Origin of the sequence: Roseovarius sp. EC-HK134 (assembly GCF_902498815.1) — a bacterium.
Classification (GTDB): domain Bacteria; phylum Pseudomonadota; class Alphaproteobacteria; order Rhodobacterales; family Rhodobacteraceae; genus Roseovarius; species Roseovarius mucosus_A.
The window spans coordinates 2225132-2248190 of the sequence record NZ_LR701544.1; the positions used below are offsets into that span (position 1 = coordinate 2225132).

21 protein-coding genes are annotated in these 23059 nt (G+C 62.7%); 11 read left to right on the forward strand and 10 right to left on the reverse strand.

The features are described from left to right. Nucleotides 1–373 precede the first annotated feature (373 nt). The 5 genes from GC127_RS14695 to GC127_RS14715 form a co-directional block, all read right to left on the reverse strand. Nucleotides 374–1666 carry an RNA polymerase sigma factor gene (locus GC127_RS14695; protein ID WP_254700123.1) on the reverse strand — a complete coding sequence of 431 codons (1293 nt, stop codon included), beginning with the start codon at nucleotides 1664–1666 and terminating at the stop codon, nucleotides 374–376. Beyond that, on the reverse strand, nucleotides 1609–1968 hold the full coding sequence (locus GC127_RS14700) for a YciI family protein (protein WP_008280239.1): 360 nt from the start codon (nucleotides 1966–1968) through the stop codon (nucleotides 1609–1611). The genes GC127_RS14695 and GC127_RS14700 overlap by 58 nt, the downstream gene beginning before the upstream one ends. A gap of 203 nt (nucleotides 1969–2171) precedes the next feature. Next, nucleotides 2172–2534 carry a YciI family protein gene (locus tag GC127_RS14705; protein ID WP_081508211.1) on the reverse strand — a complete coding sequence of 121 codons (363 nt, stop codon included), beginning with the start codon at nucleotides 2532–2534 and terminating at the stop codon, nucleotides 2172–2174. 97 nt (nucleotides 2535–2631) lie between these two features. Next, entirely contained in the window at nucleotides 2632–2784 is a 153-nt protein-coding gene (locus GC127_RS14710) for a hypothetical protein (protein ID WP_199861266.1), read from the reverse strand. A gap of 309 nt (nucleotides 2785–3093) precedes the next feature. Then, a complete protein-coding gene (locus GC127_RS14715; protein WP_151978839.1) occupies nucleotides 3094–3648 on the reverse strand; it encodes a hypothetical protein in 555 nt (184 codons plus the stop codon). Between the two features lie 136 nt (nucleotides 3649–3784). Between GC127_RS14715 and GC127_RS14720 the strand changes: the two genes are divergently transcribed. From GC127_RS14720 to GC127_RS14765, 10 genes are all read left to right on the forward strand, one after another. Next, nucleotides 3785–4432 carry a hypothetical protein gene (locus GC127_RS14720; protein ID WP_151978840.1) on the forward strand — a complete coding sequence of 216 codons (648 nt, stop codon included), beginning with the start codon at nucleotides 3785–3787 and terminating at the stop codon, nucleotides 4430–4432. 316 nt (nucleotides 4433–4748) lie between these two features. Then, complete coding sequence (locus GC127_RS14725; RefSeq protein ID WP_151978841.1) at nucleotides 4749–5891, forward strand: acyl-CoA dehydrogenase family protein; 1143 nt, start codon at nucleotides 4749–4751, stop codon at nucleotides 5889–5891. Continuing rightward, on the forward strand, nucleotides 5888–6937 hold the full coding sequence (locus tag GC127_RS14730) for an enoyl-CoA hydratase/isomerase family protein (protein ID WP_151978842.1): 1050 nt from the start codon (nucleotides 5888–5890) through the stop codon (nucleotides 6935–6937). The genes GC127_RS14725 and GC127_RS14730 overlap by 4 nt, the downstream gene beginning before the upstream one ends. Then, nucleotides 6934–7806, forward strand: a complete 873-nt coding sequence (mmsB, locus tag GC127_RS14735) for a 3-hydroxyisobutyrate dehydrogenase (protein WP_151978843.1) — start codon at nucleotides 6934–6936, stop codon at nucleotides 7804–7806. The genes GC127_RS14730 and mmsB overlap by 4 nt, the downstream gene beginning before the upstream one ends. After that, complete coding sequence (locus tag GC127_RS14740) at nucleotides 7806–8459, forward strand: Crp/Fnr family transcriptional regulator (RefSeq protein ID WP_151978844.1); 654 nt, start codon at nucleotides 7806–7808, stop codon at nucleotides 8457–8459. The genes mmsB and GC127_RS14740 overlap by 1 nt, the downstream gene beginning before the upstream one ends. Nucleotides 8460–8584: 125 nt before the next feature. After that, entirely contained in the window at nucleotides 8585–9571 is a 987-nt protein-coding gene (gene cobS / locus GC127_RS14745; RefSeq protein WP_008280174.1) for a cobaltochelatase subunit CobS, read from the forward strand. Beyond that, a complete protein-coding gene (locus tag GC127_RS14750; protein WP_151978845.1) occupies nucleotides 9571–9903 on the forward strand; it encodes a hypothetical protein in 333 nt (110 codons plus the stop codon). The genes cobS and GC127_RS14750 overlap by 1 nt, the downstream gene beginning before the upstream one ends. Beyond that, the gene (gene cobT / locus GC127_RS14755) at nucleotides 9900–11777 is read left to right on the forward strand and encodes a cobaltochelatase subunit CobT (RefSeq protein ID WP_151978846.1); all 1878 of its coding nucleotides are present in this window, start codon (nucleotides 9900–9902) and stop codon (nucleotides 11775–11777) included. The genes GC127_RS14750 and cobT overlap by 4 nt, the downstream gene beginning before the upstream one ends. Nucleotides 11778–11892: 115 nt before the next feature. After that, a complete protein-coding gene (locus GC127_RS14760; RefSeq protein ID WP_151978847.1) occupies nucleotides 11893–13695 on the forward strand; it encodes an aminopeptidase P family protein in 1803 nt (600 codons plus the stop codon). A 64-nt stretch (nucleotides 13696–13759) separates the two neighbouring features. After that, nucleotides 13760–14101: a DUF427 domain-containing protein gene (locus tag GC127_RS14765; RefSeq protein ID WP_008280170.1), complete on the forward strand. Its 342-nt coding sequence runs from the start codon at nucleotides 13760–13762 to the stop codon at nucleotides 14099–14101. 6 nt (nucleotides 14102–14107) lie between these two features. On the opposite strand, the gene GC127_RS14770 is transcribed toward GC127_RS14765, so the two are convergent. Continuing rightward, entirely contained in the window at nucleotides 14108–15751 is a 1644-nt protein-coding gene (locus tag GC127_RS14770) for a chloride channel protein (RefSeq protein ID WP_254700125.1), read from the reverse strand. Between the two features lie 131 nt (nucleotides 15752–15882). On the opposite strand from GC127_RS14770, the gene GC127_RS14775 reads away from it, so the two are divergent. Then, nucleotides 15883–17259: an FAD-binding oxidoreductase gene (locus tag GC127_RS14775; RefSeq protein WP_151978849.1), complete on the forward strand. Its 1377-nt coding sequence runs from the start codon at nucleotides 15883–15885 to the stop codon at nucleotides 17257–17259. Nucleotides 17260–17344: 85 nt separating this feature from the next. Here GC127_RS14775 and GC127_RS14780 read toward each other — a convergent pair whose 3' ends face one another. From GC127_RS14780 to GC127_RS14795, 4 genes are all read right to left on the reverse strand, one after another. Beyond that, nucleotides 17345–18253: a hypothetical protein gene (locus GC127_RS14780; protein WP_151978850.1), complete on the reverse strand. Its 909-nt coding sequence runs from the start codon at nucleotides 18251–18253 to the stop codon at nucleotides 17345–17347. 255 nt (nucleotides 18254–18508) lie between these two features. After that, nucleotides 18509–20158, reverse strand: a complete 1650-nt coding sequence (gene recN, locus GC127_RS14785; protein ID WP_151978851.1) for a DNA repair protein RecN — start codon at nucleotides 20156–20158, stop codon at nucleotides 18509–18511. Nucleotides 20159–20195: 37 nt separating this feature from the next. Then, nucleotides 20196–21044, reverse strand: coding sequence for an outer membrane protein assembly factor BamD (locus GC127_RS14790; RefSeq protein ID WP_037297199.1), 849 nt, complete (start codon nucleotides 21042–21044; stop codon nucleotides 20196–20198). 151 nt (nucleotides 21045–21195) lie between these two features. Then, nucleotides 21196–22794, reverse strand: a complete 1599-nt coding sequence (locus tag GC127_RS14795; protein WP_037297196.1) for a phosphoenolpyruvate carboxykinase — start codon at nucleotides 22792–22794, stop codon at nucleotides 21196–21198. Nucleotides 22795–23059 lie beyond the last annotated feature (265 nt).

Below are 23059 nucleotides of genomic sequence, written 5' to 3' on the forward strand. Positions count from 1 at the left end.
CCCGGGACGAGGCTGGAAGACCAAGAGGCCACAGGGACGCGCGAGTGCAAAGTTTGCTCTAGAGCGGCAAAACAGCGCCAATAGGGCGAAAACGAGCACGTTGACCAGAGCAGAGGCGCAGACGTGGCGCACGCTACCAAACCCCAAAACCCAACGGTCCAAGCACCTTTTGGATGGGTGCAAAAAACGCTAGTGAAGGCCCTTTTCCGCCTCCGCATCCGGAACCCTTTTCGAAATCGCGCGACAGCTTTCGCTGCCAGTGCGAAGCGGGTCCGACCTGCCCTCGACTGCCCGGCTTGCGCCCGTTTCACCCAAGGCTGCGCGTTGCGCAACGACGGTCTCCCCCGCCTTCGCTATGGGCTTGGCGGATTTGTTATCGCGGGCCGTCCCGATACCCCCCCGCCAACAGAAAGCGCCGGATGCCGGGGTCGCTGCTCAGACCGGCGGCGCGGGATGCGGCGTCGCGGGCGGCTTCCTCCTGACCGTATAGCCACAGGATGCGGGCGCGCGCCGCCCACCATGGCTGATAGGTCTCTGCACCCGTGATCGCATCAAGCTGAGACAATGCCGCGTCAGCCTCGCCATTCTCCGCAAGCGCCACCGCCCGCGCCACCAGCACGCCGGTGGTGGGCGCGAACCGCGCCAGCCCGTTGTAAAGCTGCATGAGCGGGCCGTGCAGGCGCTCGCCGGTCATGCGGCTTTGCGCATGAAGCGACTGGATCGCCGCCTCGGTCTGGAACCGCCCCGGCTGACCCAGACGGGCGGCGGCGCGCAGGGCGGCTTCGGCTTCGGCCATCATGTCGCGGGACCATAGGGCAACGTCTTGGTCGCGCAGCGCAATAAAGGCACCATCGGGCCCACGCCGCGCCGCCCGCCGCGCCTCGCAGTGAAGCATCATGGCAAGCAGGCCAAGCGCCTCTGGCTGGTCGGGCACAAGCTGCACCGTCAGCCGCGCAAGCCAGATCGCCTCATCGGCAAGGCCCGCCAACCGCGGATCGGCACCGGCCACATCGTCCCAGGCCGTGCCATAGGCCGCATAGATCGCGGACAGCACCGCCGACAGCCGCGCGGGGATATCTTCCGCCTCGGGGATTGCAAAGGCGATACCGGCATCGCGGATGCGGCGCTTGGCGCGCACCAGCCGCTGACCCATCGAGGTGGGTGCCACCAGAAAGCTCGCGGCGATCCGCGCGGCATCAAGGCCCAGGACCGTCTGCAACATCAGCGGCGCTTGCGCATCCACTGCAATCGCCGGATGGGTGCAGGCGAACATCAGCTTCAGCCGGTCATCGCCAAAACCGTCCGAAGCAGGATCATTGCGTTCATCATCCAGCATTTGCACCATCGCCGCGCCACGGTCGGCGGTCTGACGCCGTGCTGCGGCATGGCCCGCACTGCGCCGCGCAACGGTCAATAGCCAGCCAACCGGATTAGATGGCACGCCGTCCTTCGGCCACTGCGCAATCGCGGCGGCGAAGGCGTCGGCCAGCGCATCCTCGGCGGCGGCGACATCGCGGGTACGCGCGGCAAGGATCGCAAGCAGCTTGCCGTAGGAGTCGCGCGCCGCGAGCGTCGCCCGCGCGGCGGCATCGCGGCACGCGTCCTCCATCAGGCACCGGGCGGCGGCAGCACCGGGCGGATCTCGACCGACCCGCCCGTCACGCATGGCGCCTTTGCGGCCCATTCAAGGGCGGCGTCGAGATCAGGCACGTCAAGGATAACATAGCCCCCGAGCATCTCCTTGGTGTCGGCGAAGGGGCCATCTACAACGTGCCGCGTGCCGTTCTCGACCCGCAGCGTCGTTGCAGCCTCGGGCGGGCGCAACACATTGCCGCTGACCATTGCCCCGGATTGTGCGAGCGCGCCAATATAGGCCTGCCAGCTCCCCCAATAGGCCCCGGCCTGCGCGGGATCGGTAGGTTTGCGCCGTTCTTCCGGGCTCTCGTAGAACTGCATCATATAGTGCATTGGAATTTCCTTTTTTCTCAGCATGCCCGCGGGGTCATGCCCTGTCTATGGGTTCGCGTCTTCATCACCGAAGCGCAGCAAGGCAAAGCCCGGAAAGGGAGCAAAGCTCCAGTCCACGTCGTTCTACACGCAATGCGCAACGGCTCCCTCTGGGTGCAGGGGCTTCATGCAGCGCAGGCAGCCCGGCCTGCGCTGCGAGTCCATTAGCCGTTGGAGGGCGGCGGCAGCACCGGGCGGATCTCGACCGACCCCGCTGTCACGCATGGCGCTTTTGCAGCCCATTCAAGGGCGGCGTCTAGATCAGGCACGTCAAGGATAACATAGCCGCCCAGCGTCTCTTTGGTGTCGGCAAACGGGCCATCAAAGACGTGCCGCGTGCCGTTCTCGACCCGCAGCGTTGTCGCAGTGTCCGGCGGAAGCAGCCCGTTGCCGCCCACCATCGCCCCGGATTGGGCGAGCGCGCCGATAAAGCTGTTCCAGACACCAAAATAGGCCGCGTGCTGAGTGGGGTCTTTGTGTTTGCCCCATTCCTCGGCGGTCTCGCGGAACTGTAACATGAATTGCATCGAAAGTGCCTTTCTTCTCAGGATGGCCGTTGGTCCACGGCCTGTTGACATGTGAGCCTGTGCGTACCCGCTCATCGTCATGTGCGACGGGACCGGCTCATTTCGACAGGTCCGAGATTGCGGCACGAATTGCGGCGAAGACAGTCGTGGCTCGTTCAGCTTTGAGGAAGGCCGTGGTGTTGGCGATCACCCCGAAAGAAAGGCCGGGCCGCAGCACGGCGCGCCCACATCCAATCGCGACGCCGGCCATGGCCCTTGTGAGCGCCACAAGATCAACCTCAGCAACCGCAAACAAATCATCTCGCCGCGCCGAACGTCACAGCCGCCGGGGCCGGCTACGGCTGGCACTTCCGCGCAGTGCAGGGGTTTCAGTATGTGGAGTGAAGGGGGTGTTGAAGGGGCGCTAAACCTGCTGTTCGCGTTCCTGCTCAAGGATCGATCCCAGCCTGAAGCGGGCGCGACTCGCAGCCAAAGCTACATAACGAAGTATAGGCAAGCTAGGCGGAAAGCCGACTTATGGCAGCGCATTACGGCAGCAGTCGCATCGCGCCAGACCGGCTCAAAGTGTAGACGGTTGGTCGCGCTGCACAGCCTTGTATGGGTTCATCCCTGACAGCAAGCGCCGACGGATGATGTCAATTTCCGCAAGTGTGCCAGCAGGGTTAATTCTGACACCGGGACCAATCTTAACCCCGTCCCGATACGCTTCGCGATAGTCACCTACTTCGCGCCATTCAATTTTGGGATCCGGAATAAAGGCGAAAGGGTTCTCCCGATGCAAAGGTGCTGGAGTTACACACACGAGCTGTCCATATTGATCGACGATAGAATGAAGGACGTAATTCCCGTCTTGTGGCCACCAGCCGGTGATCTGCTTCGAGCGTTGCTCCGGGTCTTTTTCTTCCATGAAACGGGCATTCGCATGGCACTGACGGGGCTTCATTCGCATCCATTCCAATTCCACATCGCGGCCCCGGGTGACCTTGACTACAGGAAGCAGTTTAATCTCTGCGACTGTCGTTGCCTCCCAATCATTAGGAAGAAAAGACCACCTGTCCAACTCAGCGAGAAACTCTGCCCGAACAGCCTCCAACTTGCGCTTTGCTTCACCCATTAAACGACCCTCCTTTGGCTCATGCAAAATGGCTGGCTACCTCCGAGGAGACAAGCCCCAAGGTCAATTAGGCAAGAAGTACTGGCGGCGAGCGACCAACCTCGCCATATTCGGCTGACGTAGACTGGGGGGCGCAATGACGGAAGCAGGGTGGACAGCAACCGAGTGGACGGCATTGGGAGCGGTACTTTCAGGAACGGGAACCGTCATCGGGGCGCTGGCCGTAATCGGTGCAGCTTGGTTCGCCTCCAACACCTTTGACGGGTGGCGGCGGCAGAAGTTGTCGGAGCGACACATAGAACAGGCAGAGCGCATCCTGACCGCCGCATACAAGGCACGTCGTGCGCTCGGGTATGTCCGAAGCCCCTTGGTTCTTGCCCACGAACTGAACGCGGCAGAAAAGCACCTCGAACAGCAAGACGGCTGGGCCTCAGCCGGCAGAAAACAAAAGCTGATCATTGCACAGGCACACTACAACCGTCTGAACGCTGTTCTGGATGAGCGTCGGGCATTAGAGGAATGCCTTCCAATGGCGCGTGCGTTATTCGGCGAACCGGTCGAGAAGGCGTTGGAGTTGCTGAACCGCCAATTCCACATTGTAAGCATCGCAGTTGATTCGAATAGCGACGATGGAAACGACCAAGTGTTTGCCCGTATGATCCGCGAAGACCTCAGTAGCTCAAGCGCAAGCGACCGCCCCAACAAGATGAACGTGCTGATCGAGGAGCAAGTCAAGCTCATTGAGGATGCGCTCGTTCCCGTGTTGAGGCTGGAAGCGAAGTGACGGATGCGGGAACTTGCCGCATTACATTACCTCAGGCAGACGACAACGATCATACAGGTTACATGGCTGTGGCGAGTTACGTTTGCACATGGATGAACGGTTCACATGCCCGAGGTGCAAAAGACATTCGACAAGGGACCGCAGCTCGCCCTCTTTGAAAACCCCGTTGCTGTAAACTTCACTGTAATTCACTGCAAACTTCGCTGTCACGCTACAACAGCTACAGCTACAACCGTCACGCAACACTGGCCTTTGCAATAGTTCTGAAATAGTTGTTAATTAAACAGCCGTTCATTTCAGCGCAGAGGAGCCGCCGATGGATTTCGCCCTTACCGAGGAACAGACCGCCATTTTCGACATGGCGCACGCCTTTGGACAGGACCGCATCGCGCCCCATGCCCGCGACTGGGAGCGGGCGGGCACCATCCCCAAGGAGCTTTGGCCGGAAATCGCCGCCCTTGGCTTTGGCGGCCTCTATGTGAGCGAGGAGGCGGGCGGCTCGGGCCTTACGCGCCTTGAGGCAACGCTGGTGTTCGAGGCGCTCTCGATGGCCTGCCCTTCGGTCGCGGCCTTCCTGTCGATCCACAATATGTGCGCCAAGATGATCGACAAATTCGGCTCTGACGCAATGAAGGCGCGCGTTCTGCCCCGCGCCCTGACCATGGAAACCGTGCTGTCCTATTGCCTGACCGAGCCCGGTTCCGGCTCTGACGCCGCCGCCCTCAAGACCCGCGCCGAGCGCACCAACACGGGCTACACCCTCAACGGCACCAAGGCGTTCATCTCGGGCGGCGGTTATTCCGACGCCTATATCGTCATGGTCCGCACCGGCGGCGATGGTCCCAAGGGCATCTCGACCGTCTATGTCGAGGCGGGCACAGAGGGCCTCAGCTATGGCGGGCTCGAGGATAAAATGGGCTGGCGCAGCCAACCCACCCGGCAGGTGCAGTTTGACAATTGCAACATTTCTGCCGAGAATTTGGTGGGTGAAGACGGGAAAGGTTTCACTTATGCGATGAATGGCCTTGACGGTGGCCGCCTCAACATCGCCGCCTGTTCCTTGGGCGCAGCGCAGCAGGGCCTCACCCAAACCCTCGCCTATATGGCCGAGCGCCGCGCCTTCGGCAAACCGATCGACCAGTTTCAAGCGCTGCAATTCCGCCTTGCCGATATGGAAATCGAGCTTCAGGCTGCCCGCACCTTCCTCCGTCAGGCGGCGTGGAAGCTTGACAATGACGCCCCCGATGCCACGAAATTCTGCGCCATGGCCAAGAAATTCGTCACTGAAACCGGCAGCCGCGTGGTCAACCAATGCCTGCAACTGCATGGCGGCTACGGCTATCTCGCCGATTACGGGATCGAAAAACTGGTCCGTGACCTGCGCGTGCATGAAATCCTTGAAGGCACCAACGAGATCATGCGCCTGATCGTGGCGCGGCAGATGCTGGCGGGCCAATGACCGCCGATATCCACATCCGCAAAGAAGGGCGCGCCGGGCGCATCACCCTCACCCGCCCCAAGGCGCTGAATGCGCTGAGTTACGAGATGGCCATGGCCATCGAAGCGGCGCTGGAGGACTGGCGCACCGACGATGACGTGGCCCTGATCCTGATCGACGCCGCAGGGGACAAGGCGTTTTGCGCCGGCGGCGACATTCAGCAGCTTTATGACACCGGGCGCGCGGGCGATTACGATTATGGCCGTCGCTTCTGGGCCGATGAATACCGCCTGAATGCCAAGATCGCAGGCTATCCCAAACCCTATATCGCGTTCATGCAGGGGTTTGTCATGGGCGGCGGCGTGGGCATTTCCTGTCACGGGTCACACCGCATCACTTGCGAAAGCACGCAAATCGCCATGCCCGAATGCGGCATCGGCCTTGTGCCCGATGTCGGCGGCTCGCTGATCCTGGCCCGCGCGCCGGGGCGCATGGGCGAATACCTTGGCACCACCGGCACACGCATGGGGCCGGATGACGCGATTTACGCAGGCTTCGCTGATACTTACGTGCCACAGCTCATGTGGCCCACCCTCATCGCAAAACTGATCGAGACCGGTGATCCAAGCCTCATCACCGACCATGCGCAAACGCCGCCCCCCGGCCCTCTGCGCGCCCTCACCCCGCAGATCACCCAGCATTTCAGCGGCGAGACGCTGCGCGACATCCTCAACGCACTACGCGCCGAGGACAGCGATTTTGCCCGCGACACGGTAAAATCCCTCAGCCGCAATTCCCCCCTCTCGATGGCCTGCACCATCGAGATGATCCACCGTCTGCGCGGCCCCGCGGCCGATATCGGGCGCGCCCTTGGCCTTGAATACCGTTTCACCTATCGTGCCATGGAACAGGGCGATTTCCTAGAAGGCATCCGCGCCGCGATCATCGACAAGGACAGAAAACCACATTGGAAACATGGGCTTGACAGCTTGCCGGGCAGTGCCGTGGCGCAGATGCTGCAACCCTTGGGCAAAGACGCCCTGACGCTGGAGGAGGCAAAGACATGAAAATCGGGTTTATCGGGCTGGGCAATATGGGCGCGCCGATGGCGGCCAATCTCGCCAAGGCCGGGCATGACGTCACCGGTTATGACATGGCAGCGGTGCAGATCGACGGCGTCACCATGGCCGCCAGCGCCACCGAGGCCGCGCGCGGTGCGGACGTGGTCATCACCATGCTGCCCAACGGCTCCATCCTGCGCAAGGTCGCGTCCGAGGTGATCCCGGCCATGGATACTGGCGCAGTGCTGCTTGACTGCTCGACCGTCGATGTCGCCAGCGCCCGCGATGTCGCGGCAGAGGCGCAGGCGGCGGGCCTCTCCGCGCTTGATGCGCCCGTGTCGGGCGGCGTCGGCGGGGCCACCGCCGGCACGCTCACCTTCATGGTGGGCGGCGACGAAACAGGCTTTAACATCGCCCGCGAACTCTTTGACATCATGGGGCAAAAAGCGGTGCATTGTGGCCCCTCCGGCAATGGGCAGGCCGCCAAAATCTGCAACAACATGATCCTTGGCGTGACCATGATCGCCACCTGCGAGGCTTTTGCCTTGGCCGATAAACTGGGCCTCGACCGGCAGGCGATGTTTGATGTGGTCTCAACGTCCTCGGGCTACTCATGGTCGATGAATGCCTATTGCCCGGCCCCCGGCGTTGGCCCCAAATCGCCCGCCGACAATGAGTACAAACCGGGCTTTGCCGCCGATCTCATGCTCAAGGATCTGCGCCTCTCGCAACAGGCGGCAGAGGCGGCTGATGCCGACACCCCCATGGGCCGCGCTGCCTGCGATCTTTACGCGCAATTCGTGGAAGCCGAAGATGGCAAGGGCCGCGATTTCTCGGCCATGCTGCCCCGGTTCGAGAAACGCGGGCGCGGCTGATGGCGTGGGTGGCGCGCGCACCCGGCCTGCCCGTGCTCGAGCCAGAGGCGCGCGCCATTCTCGACCGCCTGACGCCGATGATCGCGCCAGCGGGCACCGTGCTTTTTCACCCCGGCGATACGGTCAAGGGCTTTGTCATCATGCTCTCGGGTCGGGTCGAGGTCTATCTGACCGGCGCGTCGGGGCGAGAGCTGCTGCTCTACGCCGTCGAGCCGGGCCAAAGCTGCGTGCAATCCACCCTTGGCCTGATGGGCGGTGACGCCTATTCCGGCGAGGCGATCACCCGCGCCCCCTCCGAACTCGTACTCGTCCCCCGCGATACGTTCCTGCACCTGATGGACCTCTCCGACAGCTTTCGGCATTTCGTCTTCGCCGCCTTCGCGCAACGCCTGCAATCCATGATGCACCTGCTCGACCGCGTGGCCTTTCAGCGGATCGAAACCCGGCTTGCGCAATGCCTGCTCGACCGCGCCGAGAATGGCATCCTGCGCGCCACCCATGCTGAAATAGCCGTGATGATCGGCTCCGCCCGCGAAGTGGTCTCGCGCCGCCTTGATGCGCTGGCGCGGAGGGGCATCGTGACGATAGAGCGCGGGATGGTCCATATTCTCGACGCCGAAACCCTGTCCGAGATCGCCCAAAGCACCGAATGACCGCCCATGAGGCCAATCGCGCAACCCTCATAAGGCCAGCGCAATCTTGCCCCTTCCCCTTGCCCTCTGCTGCGATATGTTGCACGACGAGATCTGAGAAACGACCCGATTAAAGGACCGGCGGAATGGCTGACGGAATGATGGACATCAACGCGAAACCGACCGAGGAAATCTCGGTCCGCGAGACATTCGGTATCGACACCGATATGATCGTCAAAGGCTTCGCCACCCGGACCGAGCGCGTGCCGGAATTCGACTCGACCTATAAATTCGATCCCGACACCACGCTCGCGATCCTCGCCGGGTTTTCCCACAATCGCCGCGTCATGATCCAAGGCTATCACGGCACCGGCAAATCCACCCATATCGAACAGGTCTCCGCGCGTCTCAACTGGCCCTGCGTGCGCGTCAACCTTGACAGCCACATCAGCCGGATCGACCTGATCGGCAAGGATGCGATCAAACTGCGCGACGGCGTGCAGGTCACGGAATTCCACGAAGGCATCCTGCCTTGGGCGCTGCGCAACCCCACCGCCATTGTGTTCGACGAATACGATGCCGGTCGCGCCGATGTGATGTTCGTGATCCAGCGCGTGCTCGAGGCGGATGGCAAACTCACGCTTCTGGACCAGAACGAGGTGATTTCGCCCAACCCCTATTTCCGCCTCTTCGCCACCGCCAACACCGTGGGTCTCGGCGACACCACCGGGCTTTATCACGGCACCCAGCAGATTAACCAGGGCCAGATGGACCGTTGGTCGCTCGTGGCCACGCTGAACTATCTCAGCCATGACGCTGAAACCGCTATCGTGATCGCCAAGAACCCCCTCTACAACACCGCCGAGGGGCGCAAGACCATCAGCCGCATGGTCACAGTCGCAGACCTCTCGCGCACGGCCTTCATGAATGGCGAGCTTTCAACCGTCATGAGCCCCCGCACCGTGATCGCATGGGCGCAAAACGCCACCATCTTCCGCAACGTGGGCTACGCCTTCCGCCTCACCTTCCTCAACAAATGCGATGAATTGGAGCGTCAGACCGTCGCCGAATTCTACCAGCGCTGCTTTGACGAGGAACTGCCCGAGAGTGCCGCGAATGTGAAAGTGCGGTAATGGCAATCCACGCAAAAAGTGGACACCCAGATTGGTATATTGAAAGTCTTGTGGCAAAATATCAGTATCTTGCTGCTGAGCATGCTAGGGAAAGCGCGAAGCGGATTATAAATGTCACTATAATCGTGTTTAGCGCTGCGGTAGCGCTTTTGGCTTACTTGGCATTCGGAAATGTTTGGTCAGCCTTGTTATCCGTATTGCTGATACTTACTGCCCGACGCCTTGAGCTTCAGAATAGGCGATTTCAAATCGCAGTTCAGATGCTAATGATGGAGTCCGAGTTTCCACATATTCGGGAAAACGTTGCCCTGCCAACGAAAGCGACGCAATGAACAAACCCACCGACAACCCCGCCGATCCGTTCAAAAAGGCGCTCGCCAACGCCACCAAGGTGATGGCCGACGATTCTGAACTGACCGTCAGCTATTCGGTGGACCCCAGCGGTATCTCCGGCGATGCCATGCGCTTGCCGCAGGTCTCCCGCCGCATGAGCCGCGAAGAGGTGCTCTTGGCGCGCGGAACCGCCGATGCGCTGGCGCTGCGCCATAAATTCCACGACGCGAGCACCCATGCCCGCTACGCCCCCCCCGGCGACATGGCGCGCGACCTCTACGAGGCGATGGAAACCGCCCGGTGCGAGGCGGTGGGCGCCCGCGACATGCCCGGCACCGCCACCAATATCGACGCCAAGATCGCGCAGGATGCAAACCGTCTGGGGTTCGAGCGGATCACCTCCACCGCCGATGCCCCCCTGCCCGCCGCCGCCGGATACCTGATCCGCCACCTCGCCACGGGCCGCGATATGCCCGCAGGCGCGCAAAACGTCATGAACCTCTGGCGCGGCTTTATCGAGGAACAGGCTGGCGGCACGCTCGGCGCGCTTCAGGATATTCTCGCCGATCAGACCGCCTTCGCCAAATTCGCCCGCCGCATGATCGAAGATCTCGGCTACGGCGACCAGTTGGGCGATGACCCCGACAGCATGGATGACGACCAGCAGGACGAGGCCGAAGAAAGCGGCGAAGAACAAGAAGAGCCCGACAGCACCGGTCAGGACGACAGCGACGAAACCGAAGCCGAAGCCGATCCCGAACGCTCTCAGGACGAACAGCAGGACGCGGCGCAGGCACAGGTCAGCATGGAGGAGCTGGCTGACGACGAGATGCAGGATGAAACCGAGCTGCCCGAGGGCGAAGCCCCGCTCGAGCCGCCCGCACCTGCGCCCATCTCCGACGCCGATCCACATTACGCCGTCTACAACACCGCCTTTGACGAAGAAATCCGCGCCGAAGACCTCGCCGACCCGGTCGAGTTGGAACGCCTGCGCGCCTATCTCGATCAACAGTTGGAACCGCTCAAAGGTGCTGTCAGCCGCCTTGCCAACAAACTGCAACGCCGCCTTCAGGCGCAGCAAAGCCGGTCTTGGGAATTCGACCGCGAAGAGGGCATCTTGGACGCAGGCCGCTTGGCCCGAGTGGTGGCCAACCCGACCACACCGCTCAGCTTTAAGGTGGAAAAGGATACCGAGTTCCGCGACACGATGGTGACGCTGCTTCTGGACAATTCCGGCTCAATGCGCGGCCGCCCCATTTCCATCGCCGCCATCTGCGCCGATGTTCTGGCGCGCACGCTCGAACGCTGCTCGGTCAAGGTCGAGATCCTCGGATTCACCACCCGCGCGTGGAAAGGCGGCCAGAGCCGCGAAAAATGGCTGGCCGAGGGGCGCCCGCAACTGCCCGGTCGCCTCAATGATCTGCGCCACATCATCTACAAATCCGCCGACGCCCCCATGCGCCGCACCCGCGACAATCTCGGGCTGATGATGAAAGAGGGGCTCTTGAAGGAAAACATCGACGGCGAGGCGCTCGAATGGGCGCATCGCCGCATGATCCAGCGCAAAGAGGCGCGCAAGATCCTGATGGTGATCTCCGATGGCGCGCCGGTCGATGACAGCACCCTGTCGGTCAACCCCGCCAATTATTTGGAAAAACACCTGCGCGATGTGATCGCCATGGTCGAGCGTCGCAAACAGGTCGAGCTTTTGGCCATCGGCATCGGCCATGACGTCACCCGCTATTATCAGCGCGCCGTGACCATCACCGATGCCGACCAACTGGCAGGGGCCATGACCGAACAATTGGCCGCGCTCTTTGACAGCGATCCGCGCGCCCGCGCCCGCGTCATGGGCATCCGCCGCGCGGGCTGATGCCCCGGTGTCCTCTGGCCGGTTTCATCTGGCTCTCAATCCCTCGGGGGAGGCCCGGATGAAATCCGGGACGGGGGCAGCGCCCCCAAACCCCGACCGCCCCGCAGGAGACCGCATGTTCCAGTCCTTCACCCAATCCGCCCGCCCCGATCAGGGCCCGCCTCGTCTGGCCAATTTGCGCCGCGCCATGGCCGAGGCCGGGCTTGCGGGGTGGCTCGTGCCCCGCGCTGACGCGCATCAGGGCGAATATGTCGCCGCCTGCGATGATCGTCTGGCATGGCTCACCGGCTTTACCGGCTCTGCCGGGTTCTGCGCGGTGCTGCCGGATGTGGCGGGCGTGTTTACCGATGGGCGCTACCGCGTGCAGGTTCGCGCACAGGTCGCCATCCCGCATTTCACCCCCGTTGATTGGCCCGACACCCGCCTTGGCCCATGGCTGCGCGAACATCTGCCAGAGGGCGGCACCGTGGGCTTTGATCCCTGGCTCTACACCCCCGAACAGATCGACGCCCTGACCGAGGCGCTCTCGGGCACCGCCATCCACCTCAAACCCCACACCAATCTGATCGACAGCATCTGGCCTGACCGCCCCGCCCCGCCGCAGGGGGCCATCACCCCATGGCCCGACACCCTCGCCGGAACCAGCCACGCCGAAAAACGCGCCGCCTTGGCGGAAACCCTGCGCGCCGCAGGCCAGACAGCAGCGGTCCTCACCCTCACCGACTCACTTGCATGGCTCTTCAATATCCGGGGCCGTGATATTCCCCGCAACCCGGTCGCACAGGGCTTTGCCATCCTGCGCGATGACGGGCGCGCCACCCTCTTCACCGACCCCGCCAAGCTCGATGCCGCCGCCCGCGCGCATCTTGGGCCCGAGATCACCCTCAGCCCCCCCGAGGCCTTCGAGACCGCCCTTGCCGCCCTCCCCGGTCCGGTGCGCCTTGACCGCGCCCATGTGCCGCTGCGTGTGGTGCAAGTGCTTGACGCGGCAGGCGTGCCCCATGTCTGGGGGGCCGATCCCTGCATCCTGCCCAAGGCGCGCAAGACCCCCGCCGAGATTGCCGCCACCCGCAGCGCGCATCTGCGCGACGGGGCGGCAATGTGCGAGTTTCTGGCGTGGTTCGACGCGCAATCCCCCGGCACGCTCACCGAAATCGACGTGGTGCGCCAGCTTGAGCAGGCCCGCACCGCCACCGGGCAACTCCTCGACATCAGCTTTGACACCATCGCTGGCTCCGGCCCCAACGGCGCGCTGCCGCATTACCGCGTGACCGAGGCCAGCAACCGCCGCCTGCTTGATGGCGACCTGCTCGTGCTCGACAGTGGCGGGCAATATCTCGACGGAACCACCGACATCACCCGGACCCTGCCCATCGGCACCCCCGGTGCCGCCGAGCGCGCGGCCTTTACCCGCGTGTTGCAGGGCATGATCGCCATCTCGCGGCTGCGCTTCCCACGCGGCCTCGCAGGCCGAGACCTTGACGCCATCGCGCGCACCCCCCTCTGGCTGGCCGATCAGGATTACGCCCATGGCACCGGCCACGGGGTTGGCGTGTATCTTTGCGTCCACGAAGGCCCACAACGCCTCTCGCGCCTCTCCGAGGTGCCGCTTGAGCCAGGCATGATTCTCTCCAATGAGCCCGGCTATTACCGCGAGGGCGCTTTTGGCATCCGAATCGAGAATCTTATCGTCGTGACGGCGCTCAACCCGCTGCCCGACGGCGACGGCGCAACGCAGCTTGGGTTCGAAACCCTGACCTATACACCCCTCGATACCCGCCTCATCGACCGCGATATGCTCTCCATAGCGGAACGCGACTGGCTGAATACCTATCATAGGGCCTGCCGCGACAAGATTGGCCCTCTGCTTTCGCCCCAAGCGCGGCTATGGTTGGAGAAAGTAACGCAGACAAGCTGACATATTCCTGTTAGGTTCCTGCGTCACACCAAAAAATCAAGATCAAAGAACAAGGGGATGGACAATGGCACGTATCACGATTCGCAAGGCCGAAGGCACCTGGACGGTCCGCGCTGGTGGCGCCGTTCTGGGCGAGAGCCGCAATGCACTGGAACTGACCGAAGGGGACTATCCGTTCGTGATCTATTTCCCGCGTGCGGATATCGCCATGGCCTTTCTCGATGAAACCGAACAATTCAGCCATTGCCCCTACAAGGGCGACGCGCGCTATTACTCGATCATCACCAAAAGCCAAACCCTCGAGAATGCCGCCTGGAGCTATGAATCGCCCAAACCCGAGGTGGCAGAGATCAAGGATCACATTGCCTTCTACGCAACCGACTCTGTGACCGTCGAACGGGTCTGACCGGCTTTAGCTGTGCTCTTCCTCTGACACCGCCGCCAAGGCGCGGTTATAGGCCTTGAGCGCATCCACATGAAACAGCGCGCCCGACAATTCGGGCGGCTGATCCCCCCCCGACAGCGTGACCACCGGCACAAAGGGCACATTTGCCCGCTCGAAAAGCGGCATCGCCTGCTCCAGCGTGGCGGTCACGTCCAGATACACGCCCTGCTCGATCAATGACCAGCATTGCGCCTCATCCGCTGCGCGCGCGTCATCGGGCGCACGCATCACCTTGGACACCCGGAACATCCCCAGCAGATAATCCTGCGGTCCCGCCGCAAGCCGGATGCCCCGCCGCATCAACTGTGCCAGAAAGAACGACCGCCGCACCAGCCGTGATCCCAGCGCCGTCGAGGTCGAGACCGCCACCATCACCGCCAGCCCCGTCTGCCAGTCGCCGGTCAACTCGAACACAATCAGCGTGGTCGATATGGGCGCGCCAAGAACTGCCGCCGCCACCGCGCCCATGCCCGCCAATGCATAGAGCGTGTGCGCGCCCGAAACCTCGGGCAACAGTGCGGTCGCCACATGGCCAAAGGCCAGCCCCGTCAGCGCGCCCACCATCAGCGAAGGTGAAAACACGCCTCCGCCCATGCGCCCGCCAATGGTGATCGCCACCGCCACCACCTTGAGCACGGCAAACACCGCCGCCTCATGCCACAAAAGCTTGCCCGTGAGCGCCGCCGAGGTGGTCTCATATCCCACGCCGATGATATGCGGAAACCAGATCGCCATAAGACCCAGCAGCGCCCCCGCCCCAACAGGCCGCAGCCAGCGCGGCAGGCCCATCCGCGCCTGCACATGCCCCGCCACATCCTCAGCCAAAAAGATCGCCCGCATCAGCGCCGCCGCCACCACCCCGCAAATCAGCCCAAGGATCAGAAAGGCCGGCAATTCGGCATAGAATTCCAGCACGCTCGCCTGCGGCAGGCTGAATTCGGTCACACCGCCAAATTCCAGCCGATTAATCACCGTGCCCGCGACCGAGGCAATGGCGATAGGGGCAAAGGCATGCACCGCGAAATGCCTCAGCACCACCTCCAGCGCAAAGAGCGCCCCGGCAATGGGCGCGTTGAACGAGGCCGAAACCGCCGCCGCCACCGCACAGCCCAAAAGATCGCGCCCCGTCACCCCATCAGCATGAATGCGCTCGCTCACCCAAGAGGAAATCACCCCCGCCAGATGCACCACCGGCCCTTCGCGCCCCGAAGACCCGCCCGTGCCCAGCGTAATCAGCGACGCCGCCGCCGAGGCCAGACCTTCGCGCCGCTCGACCCGCCCCTCATAAAGAGCGGCCCCCTCGATCACATCCGCCACCGAACGCACCCGCCCATCCGGCGTGAACCGGTGCAGGATCAGCCCCACAACCAGCCCGCCCGCGATGGGCAACATCAGGATCCAATACCACGGCAAATGCTCTGCAAAACTATGCAGCCGCGCCACATCCTCGGTGCCATAAACCAGCTGCTGCAAGGCGGTGATGCCCTTGCGAAACAGCAGCGCCGCGAACCCCGCAGCAATCCCGATGCCCAGAGCGATCAGCCAGAATTGAAACTGGCTCGGCCCCCGCTTGCGCAGCACCCGCCAGCCTTCGCGCAGGGAGTCACCCATGCTCCGGCGCAACTGGCCCCAAAAGGATGGCTCTTCGGCCTGCATCGCTCCCCTTCACGCCTCGCGCGCGCTTTTCCGTCAGCGCGGCATGCATTAGGCTACGCCCATCGCCTCTCTCAGAAAGCACATCCATGGACATTGCCCGCGCCATCGCAGACCTCCAATCCTCTCTAGGCCAACGGATCACCCTGTCCAAGTCCGATCTCGCCCTGCATGGCCAAAGCGAATCGCATTTTCCACCCAGCCCCCCCGATGCCGTGGCCTATCCCGAGACGACGGCAGAGGTGGCCGAGATCGTCACCCTCTGCGCCCGCCACCGCGTGCCGGTGGTGGCTTGGGGCACCGGCACCTCTCTGGAGGGGCAGGCGCAGGCCTTTCGCGGCGGCATCGTGGTGGATTTCAGCCGGATGAACGCCGTGCTCGACGTGGCCACAGCAGATATGACCGCGCGGGTGCAGCCGGGCCTGACACGCCAAGCGCTCAATGACGCGCTGCGCGCGACCGGCCTCTTCTTTCCCGTCGATCCCGGTGCCAATGCCTCTTTGGGCGGCATGGCCTCGACCCGCGCCAGCGGCACCACCGCCGTGCGCTACGGCACCATGCGCGACAATGTTCTGGCGCTCGAGGTCGTGACCGCCAAGGGCGAGGTGATCCGCACCGGCACCGGCGCGCGCAAATCCTCCTCAGGCTATGACCTCACCGGGCTATTCGTCGGGGCCGAGGGCACGCTCGGTCTCATCACCGAACTCACCCTGCGGCTCTCAGGCCAGCCCGAGGCGATATCGGCCGCGGTCTGCGCCTTTGACAGCGTGGCCGATGCCGTCGCCACCGTGATCGACACCATCCAATGCGGCATCCCCATCGCGCGGATCGAACTGATGGACACCGAAAGCGTGCGCGCGGTCAACGCCCATGCCAAGATGACCCTGCCCGAAAAACCCCACCTCCTGCTCGAATTCCACGGCACGCCCGCCAGCACCGCCGAACAGGCCGAGAGCTTTGGCGCCTTGGCGCGCGAGCACATGGGCTCGGATTTCGACTGGGCCACCCAGACCGAGGCCCGCACCGCCCTCTGGGCCATGCGCCACAATGCCTATTACGCGATCCTTGGACAGCGCCCCGGCGCGCGCGCCATCGTCACAGACATCTGCGTGCCGATCTCGAAACTGGCCGAAGCGATCGAGGACACCCGCGCCGATCTCGACCAAGCGGGTGTGATGGGCCCCATTCTGGGCCATGTCGGCGACGGCAATTTCCACGCGGTCCTGCTCATTGACCCCGACAACCCCGACGAACTCACCGCCGCCAAAGCCGCCTCCGACCGCATGGTCACGCGCGCCCTGGCCCTTGGCGGCACCGCCACCGGCGAACACGGCATCGGCGTGGGAAAACTAGACTATATGCAGCGCGAACACGGAGGCGGCTGGGCGCTGATGGGCGCGCTCAAACACGCCCTCGACCCGCTCAACATCCTCAACCCCGGCAAACTGGTCCCACCGAGGAATTGAGGGAGGGGGGGCGGTTCGCCCGAGATACCCGGCCTTATGTATCGAACGCACCAGCCCCGAAAGGAGATGAACGACGGTCACGGCGCTAGTCATCGATCTTATTATAATACCAGTGACCTTTTGTATCCTCGGGGAAGCCAACGCTCATACCTCTGCTGCTGATTGACGGAAGAAATACGAAGCAAAACCCAGTCCTTCCACGTCTTCTTCCAGACGCATCCGAGAACTCCACGAAGCCGTGAAAATACGCGTTCTTGGGCTCCAAACAAATAGATGTCTGATCATTGAAAGTAGTGATGGGTGGCGACGAGCTTTGTGCCCCAACCGGGATGGACGTAAGAAAGTCCCGTTTAGAATTATCCACTGGATTCTTTCTGTCGTCCGGATCGCCGATAGTTATCGCAGGTGGGCTGCCTTTTTCGCAGAAACTCCACTCTCTATGAATTCTTGTAGCGATTGCCGACGACCTACCGCCATTGATGATTTTGCAGAACAATGGACCCTCTTTGAATTCATCGTCACGCACGAAACCAGCCTTGCCATCGATGATCCGAAAATTTGCCCCGTCGATGACCTCCAGAGAAAGAAAGGGCTGACTTTCCAATTCATAAAGTTCAGCGGCAGCGTCAGCGGCCTTTTTGGTGTATCGGAGGGTAAAACCGAGCAAAATTAGGCCAAAACAAGAAGACAGAACCGAAAAAAAAGCCCACTGGGCCATTTTGGTTTGCGCTTCAAGGTCATCTTGAGCGCGCTGGTTCTCATTGGTAGCCTTAACCACTTCGACTACACATTCAGAAATATTGGCTGGATCACCCTTGAGACAGAGCCGATCAATTTGGTCAACGGCATCTATGGCATATCGGCTCGTATGATAGGTATTTTTGGCTTTAACTTCACCCAACGTAAGCCCAGTTCCGTAAATTCCCCACCCAATGGCCGAAATCGCCACAAGCCCAATTACAACCGAGATGATCCAACAGCTCTTAAGCATCACAACACGAACGCCGCGCCAAACTTCCCTCGGGCAAGCCTGTCCGCAACGTCACCCCCTTCTGTCACTGATTCCAACACCCCCAGCTTTTCAACAAGCTGCGCGCAAGTCACGTGCTTTCATTTCAACCGTGCCATGTGCAGGCAACTGGCTATGACGTGCCATTCTTCAGCCGCAGGGTGCCCCCACTTTCATCTGGCCAAAAAATACCTCGGGGGGGACGCCCGGCACGGGCGGCGGGGGCAGCGCCCCCAAACCTCAGCCCTCCATCAGCGCCTCGGCGGCGGCGCGGGCTTCGGGCGTGATCCGCTCGCCCGACAGCATCCGCGCGATCTCGTCCACGCGGTCGCCCCCGCGCATCGCCCGCACGGTCGAGAGCGTCTCCTCCCCCTCGACCCGCTTTTCCACCCGCCAGTGATGCGCGCCGCGCGCAGCCACCTGCGGCGAGTGCGTGACCACCAGCACCTGACCACCCGCCGCCAATTGCGCCAGCCTGCGGCCCACAGCATCCGCCGTGGCCCCGCCCACACCCCGGTCGATCTCGTCAAAGATCATCGTGACACCACTATCCGTGCCCGTCAGGCAGACCTTGAGCGCCAGCAGAAACCGGCTCAGCTCCCCGCCCGAGGCGATCTTGGCCAGCGGACCAGAGGGCGCACCGGGGTTGGTGGCCACCCGAAACACCACCTCGTCCTGCCCGGATGCTCCTGGCTCCGCCCGGCCAATCTCGGTGGTGAACACCGCCCGCTCCATCTTGAGCGGGGCCAGTTCCGCCATCACCGCCCGATCAAGCCGCGCGGCGGCCTCGGCCCGCGCCACACTCAGCGCTTCGGCCTCTGCGCCATAGACGCGCTCGGCCTCGGCCACCGCCGCCGCCAACGCGCGCATATCCGCATCACCCCGGTCGAGCGCTGCCAATTGCCCACGCAGCCCCTCGGCAAAGCCTGCCAGATCATCCGCCAGAACCCCATGTTTGCGCGCCAGTCCCCGGATCGCAAACAGCCGCTCTTCCACCGCTTCCAACTCCACCGGGTTGAAATCCAGCGCCTCAAGGCAGCGCAGCACGCCGCGCCCGGCCTCGTCCAGCTCCACCAGCGCCCGGCCGATGGCGGCAATCGCCTCGTCCAGCTGCCCCTCGGCCCGCTCTGCCGCCCCCTCAAGCCAGCGCAGCGCGTCGCCCGCCGCCCCTTCGGCCCCGTTAAGGCCCAGCGCCTCGGCGGCCTTGGCAATGTCTTCGCGAATGCGTTCCGCGCCCTGCATCATGCGACGGCGCGCGTCCAACTCCACCTCTTCGCCCGGCTGTGGGTCAAGCGCATCCAGTTCCGCCACCGCATGGCGCAGGAATTCTTCCTCGGCCCGCAACGCCGCCTGCGCCGCCTCTGCCGCCGCGCGCGCCTTGCGCTGCGCGCCCAGATCGCGCCACGCCGCCCGCACGCCCTCGCGCCGCGCGCCCAGATCACCATAAGCATCCAGCAAATCGCGATGCGCCTTGGGGTCGAGCAGGCCGCGATCATCCTGTTGTCCGTGCAACTCTACCAACACATCCGATAGCTGCCGCAGCACCTCGCCCGACACCCGCCGATCATTGACCCAGGCCGTCTTGCGCCCATCCGCGCTGTTGACCCGGCGCAGGATCAGCACGTCTTCGTCGGGCAATCCCGCCTCGCGCAGCACCGCGCGCGCCGGATGATCGGGGCGCAGTTCAAACTCGGCCACAACCTCGCCCTGATCCGCCCCCCGGCGCACCAATTCCGCCCGCCCGCGCCAGCCCAGCACAAAGCCCAGGCTGTCCAAAAGGATTGATTTGCCCGCCCCCGTCTCGCCGGTCAGCACGTTAAGACCCGGCTGAAACACAAGGTCCAGCCGGTCAATGATCAGCATGTCGCGAATCTCAAGCGCGCGCAGCATCAGGCCATCCCGTCAGGCAGGGGCATCCCCGCCCCCTCTAGATCCAGCGACCCTGAACGGTCTGCCGATAGATCTGCTGCAACCAGCCATCTCCGGCCGCCTCCAGCGTATAGCCCCGCCCGGTCAAGAGCTTGTAGCTGTCCTCATACCAATCGGTGCCTTGGAAATTGTGGCCCAGAATGGCCCCCGCCGTGCGCGCCTCGTTCACCAGCCCCAGCGACAGATAGGATTCCACCAGCCGGTGCAGCGCCTCGGCGGTATGCGTCGTGGTCTGGAAATCCTCAACCACAACCCGGAACCGGTTGGCAGCAGCGGCGAAATTATCGCGCTTGAGATAATAGCGCCCGATCTCCATTTCCTTCGAGGCCAGATGGTCAAAGGCCAGATCGAATTTCAGGATCGCGGAATTGGCATATTCGCTGTCGGGGTAGCGCTCGATCACTTCGCGCAGCGATTGCAACGCCTGAAAGGTCAGCCCCTGATCGCGTCCGACCTCGTCGATCTGATCATAATAGCTCAGCGCCAGAAGATACTGCGCATAGGCCGCGTCCTCATCGGTCGGGTAAAAGTCGATAAAGCGTTGGGCCGCGGCGCGGCTTTCCTCATAGGCCTTGTCCTGATGATGGGCAAAGGCCTGCATTATCACCGCCCGCTTCGCAAGATCCGAATAGGGATAAAGCCGCTCGACCTCGGCAAAGCTTTTGGCTGCCAAATCGGGATCGCGCTGCGCCAGATCGTACTCACCCCGCTCGAAAATTTGCTGCGCGGTGTAATTCTCATAATTGACGTTGCCGCGCTCGACGCTTTCTCTCTCACCACAGCCCGCTATGACCATGGCCACAGCAAGGGCACCCAATAGCCTGGCTCGGGACGTGCCGATTTTCATGCGCGATCTCACTCTCAGTTGCGATGCGCGGGTCGTAACGCCCGCGTCGCCCCGGTCCTAGCACATTAATTTGCGGTGCAAAACGCCTTTGGCATGTTTTGACCGCCCGTCGCACACCGCACGCGCGGGTTCAAAGGGCGGCCAAGGCCTCCTAGCCCAGCGCCACCGCGCGCAGGTCTTCATCGACATGCGGCAGATATTGCGCAAAATTATCCGCAAACATGCGCACCAGCTTGGCCGCTTGCGCGTCATAGGCCGCCGGATCATGCCATGTGCGGCGCGGATCAAGCAGCACATCCGCCACGCCGGGAACGGCCACAGGCACGTCAAAGCCGAAATTCGCATCCTTGCGGAACTCGACCCCGTTGAGCGACCCATCAAGGGCTGCGGTCAAAAGCGCACGGGTCGCCTTGATCGGCATCCGCGATCCGGTGCCATAGGCCCCGCCCGTCCAACCCGAATTGACCAGCCAGCACGACGCGCCTTGGCTCTCGATCTTGGCGCGCAGCAGATTGCCGTACACCTCTGGGCGACGCGGCATGAAGGGCGCGCCGAAACAGGTGGAAAACACCGGCTGCGGCTCGGTCAGGCCCCGCTCGGTCCCGGCCATCTTGGCGGTGAACCCGGACAGGAAGTGATACATCGCCTGCGCCGGCGTCAGACGCGCAATCGGGGGCAGCACGCCGAACGCATCACAGGTCAGCATCACCACATTGCGCGGATGTCCCGCCAGCCCGGTGGCCGACGCATTGGGGATATAGTTCAGCGGATAGGCGCAGCGCATATTCTCTGTAAGGCTCGAATCCTCATAGTCCAGTTCGCGCGTCTCTGCGTCATAGACCATGTTCTCGATCACCGTGCCGAACATCGAGCAGGTGGCATAGATTTCCGGCTCGGCTTCCGCACTCAGATGGATCGTCTTGGCATAGCAGCCACCCTCGAAATTGAACGTGCCTGTGTCCGACCAGCCATGCTCGTCATCGCCCAGCAGGGTCCGGTTGGGATCAGCCGACAGTGTGGTCTTGCCGGTGCCCGACAGACCAAAGAACACCGCCGCATCCTCGGGATCATCCTTGGCATGGTTGGCCGAGCAATGCATTGGCATCACGCCCTTTTCGGGCAGAAGGTAATTCATCAGGCCAAAGATGGATTTCTTGTTTTCCCCGGCATATTCGGTATTGCCGATGAGGATCAGCTTGGCGTCGATATTGACCGCGATCACCGTCTCCGACCGGCAGCCGTGCCGCGCGGCGTCCGCCTTGAAACCGGGGCAGTTGATGACCGTGTAATCGGCCACGAAATGATCCAGCGCCTCACGCTCGGGACGGCGCAGCATGTGGCGGATGAACAGGTTGTGCCATGCCAGCTCATTGACCAGCCGCACATTGATGCTGTGCTCAGAGTCCGCACCCGCCACCAGATCCTGCACAAACACTTCGCGCCCCGCCAGATAGGCCAGCATGTCTTTGTGCAACTGATCAAAATGCTCTGGCGACATCGCCAGATTGTTATCCCACCAGATCGTGTTTTCCGTGGTCGGTGTGCGCACCGTGAACTTATCCTTGGGCGACCGGCCGGTGAATTCACCCGTGCTGACCAAGAGCGTGCCGCCCTGCCCCAATTCCCCCTCGCCGCGCTGCACCGAAGCCGCAACCAAGGCGGGCTCCATCAGGTTGTAATGAACCTTGCCCAGCCCCAAAATTCCCTGATCTTCCAACCGAAAGCGCGGATTGACCCGTCCTGCCGTCATGTCTTTCTCCCTTTTGGGCGTGGGCGCCCTACCCTGTCCGACACCGCCGCGGCGGCGCATTCCTGTCAGCTAGTCCAGCCTCATACGGATTCGCAACCCGCAAACAAGCCCGTTTTTCCAAGTTAGCGCAATCACTTGGCAGGAATCCGCAATGCTGCAGGTGCAAACGCCCTGCACAGAGCATCAATTCGGATTATTCGAACATATACAGCAAAACAATTCGTTTTCAAAAATTCACCTTTCATGTCAGCCTGTACCTGCCATT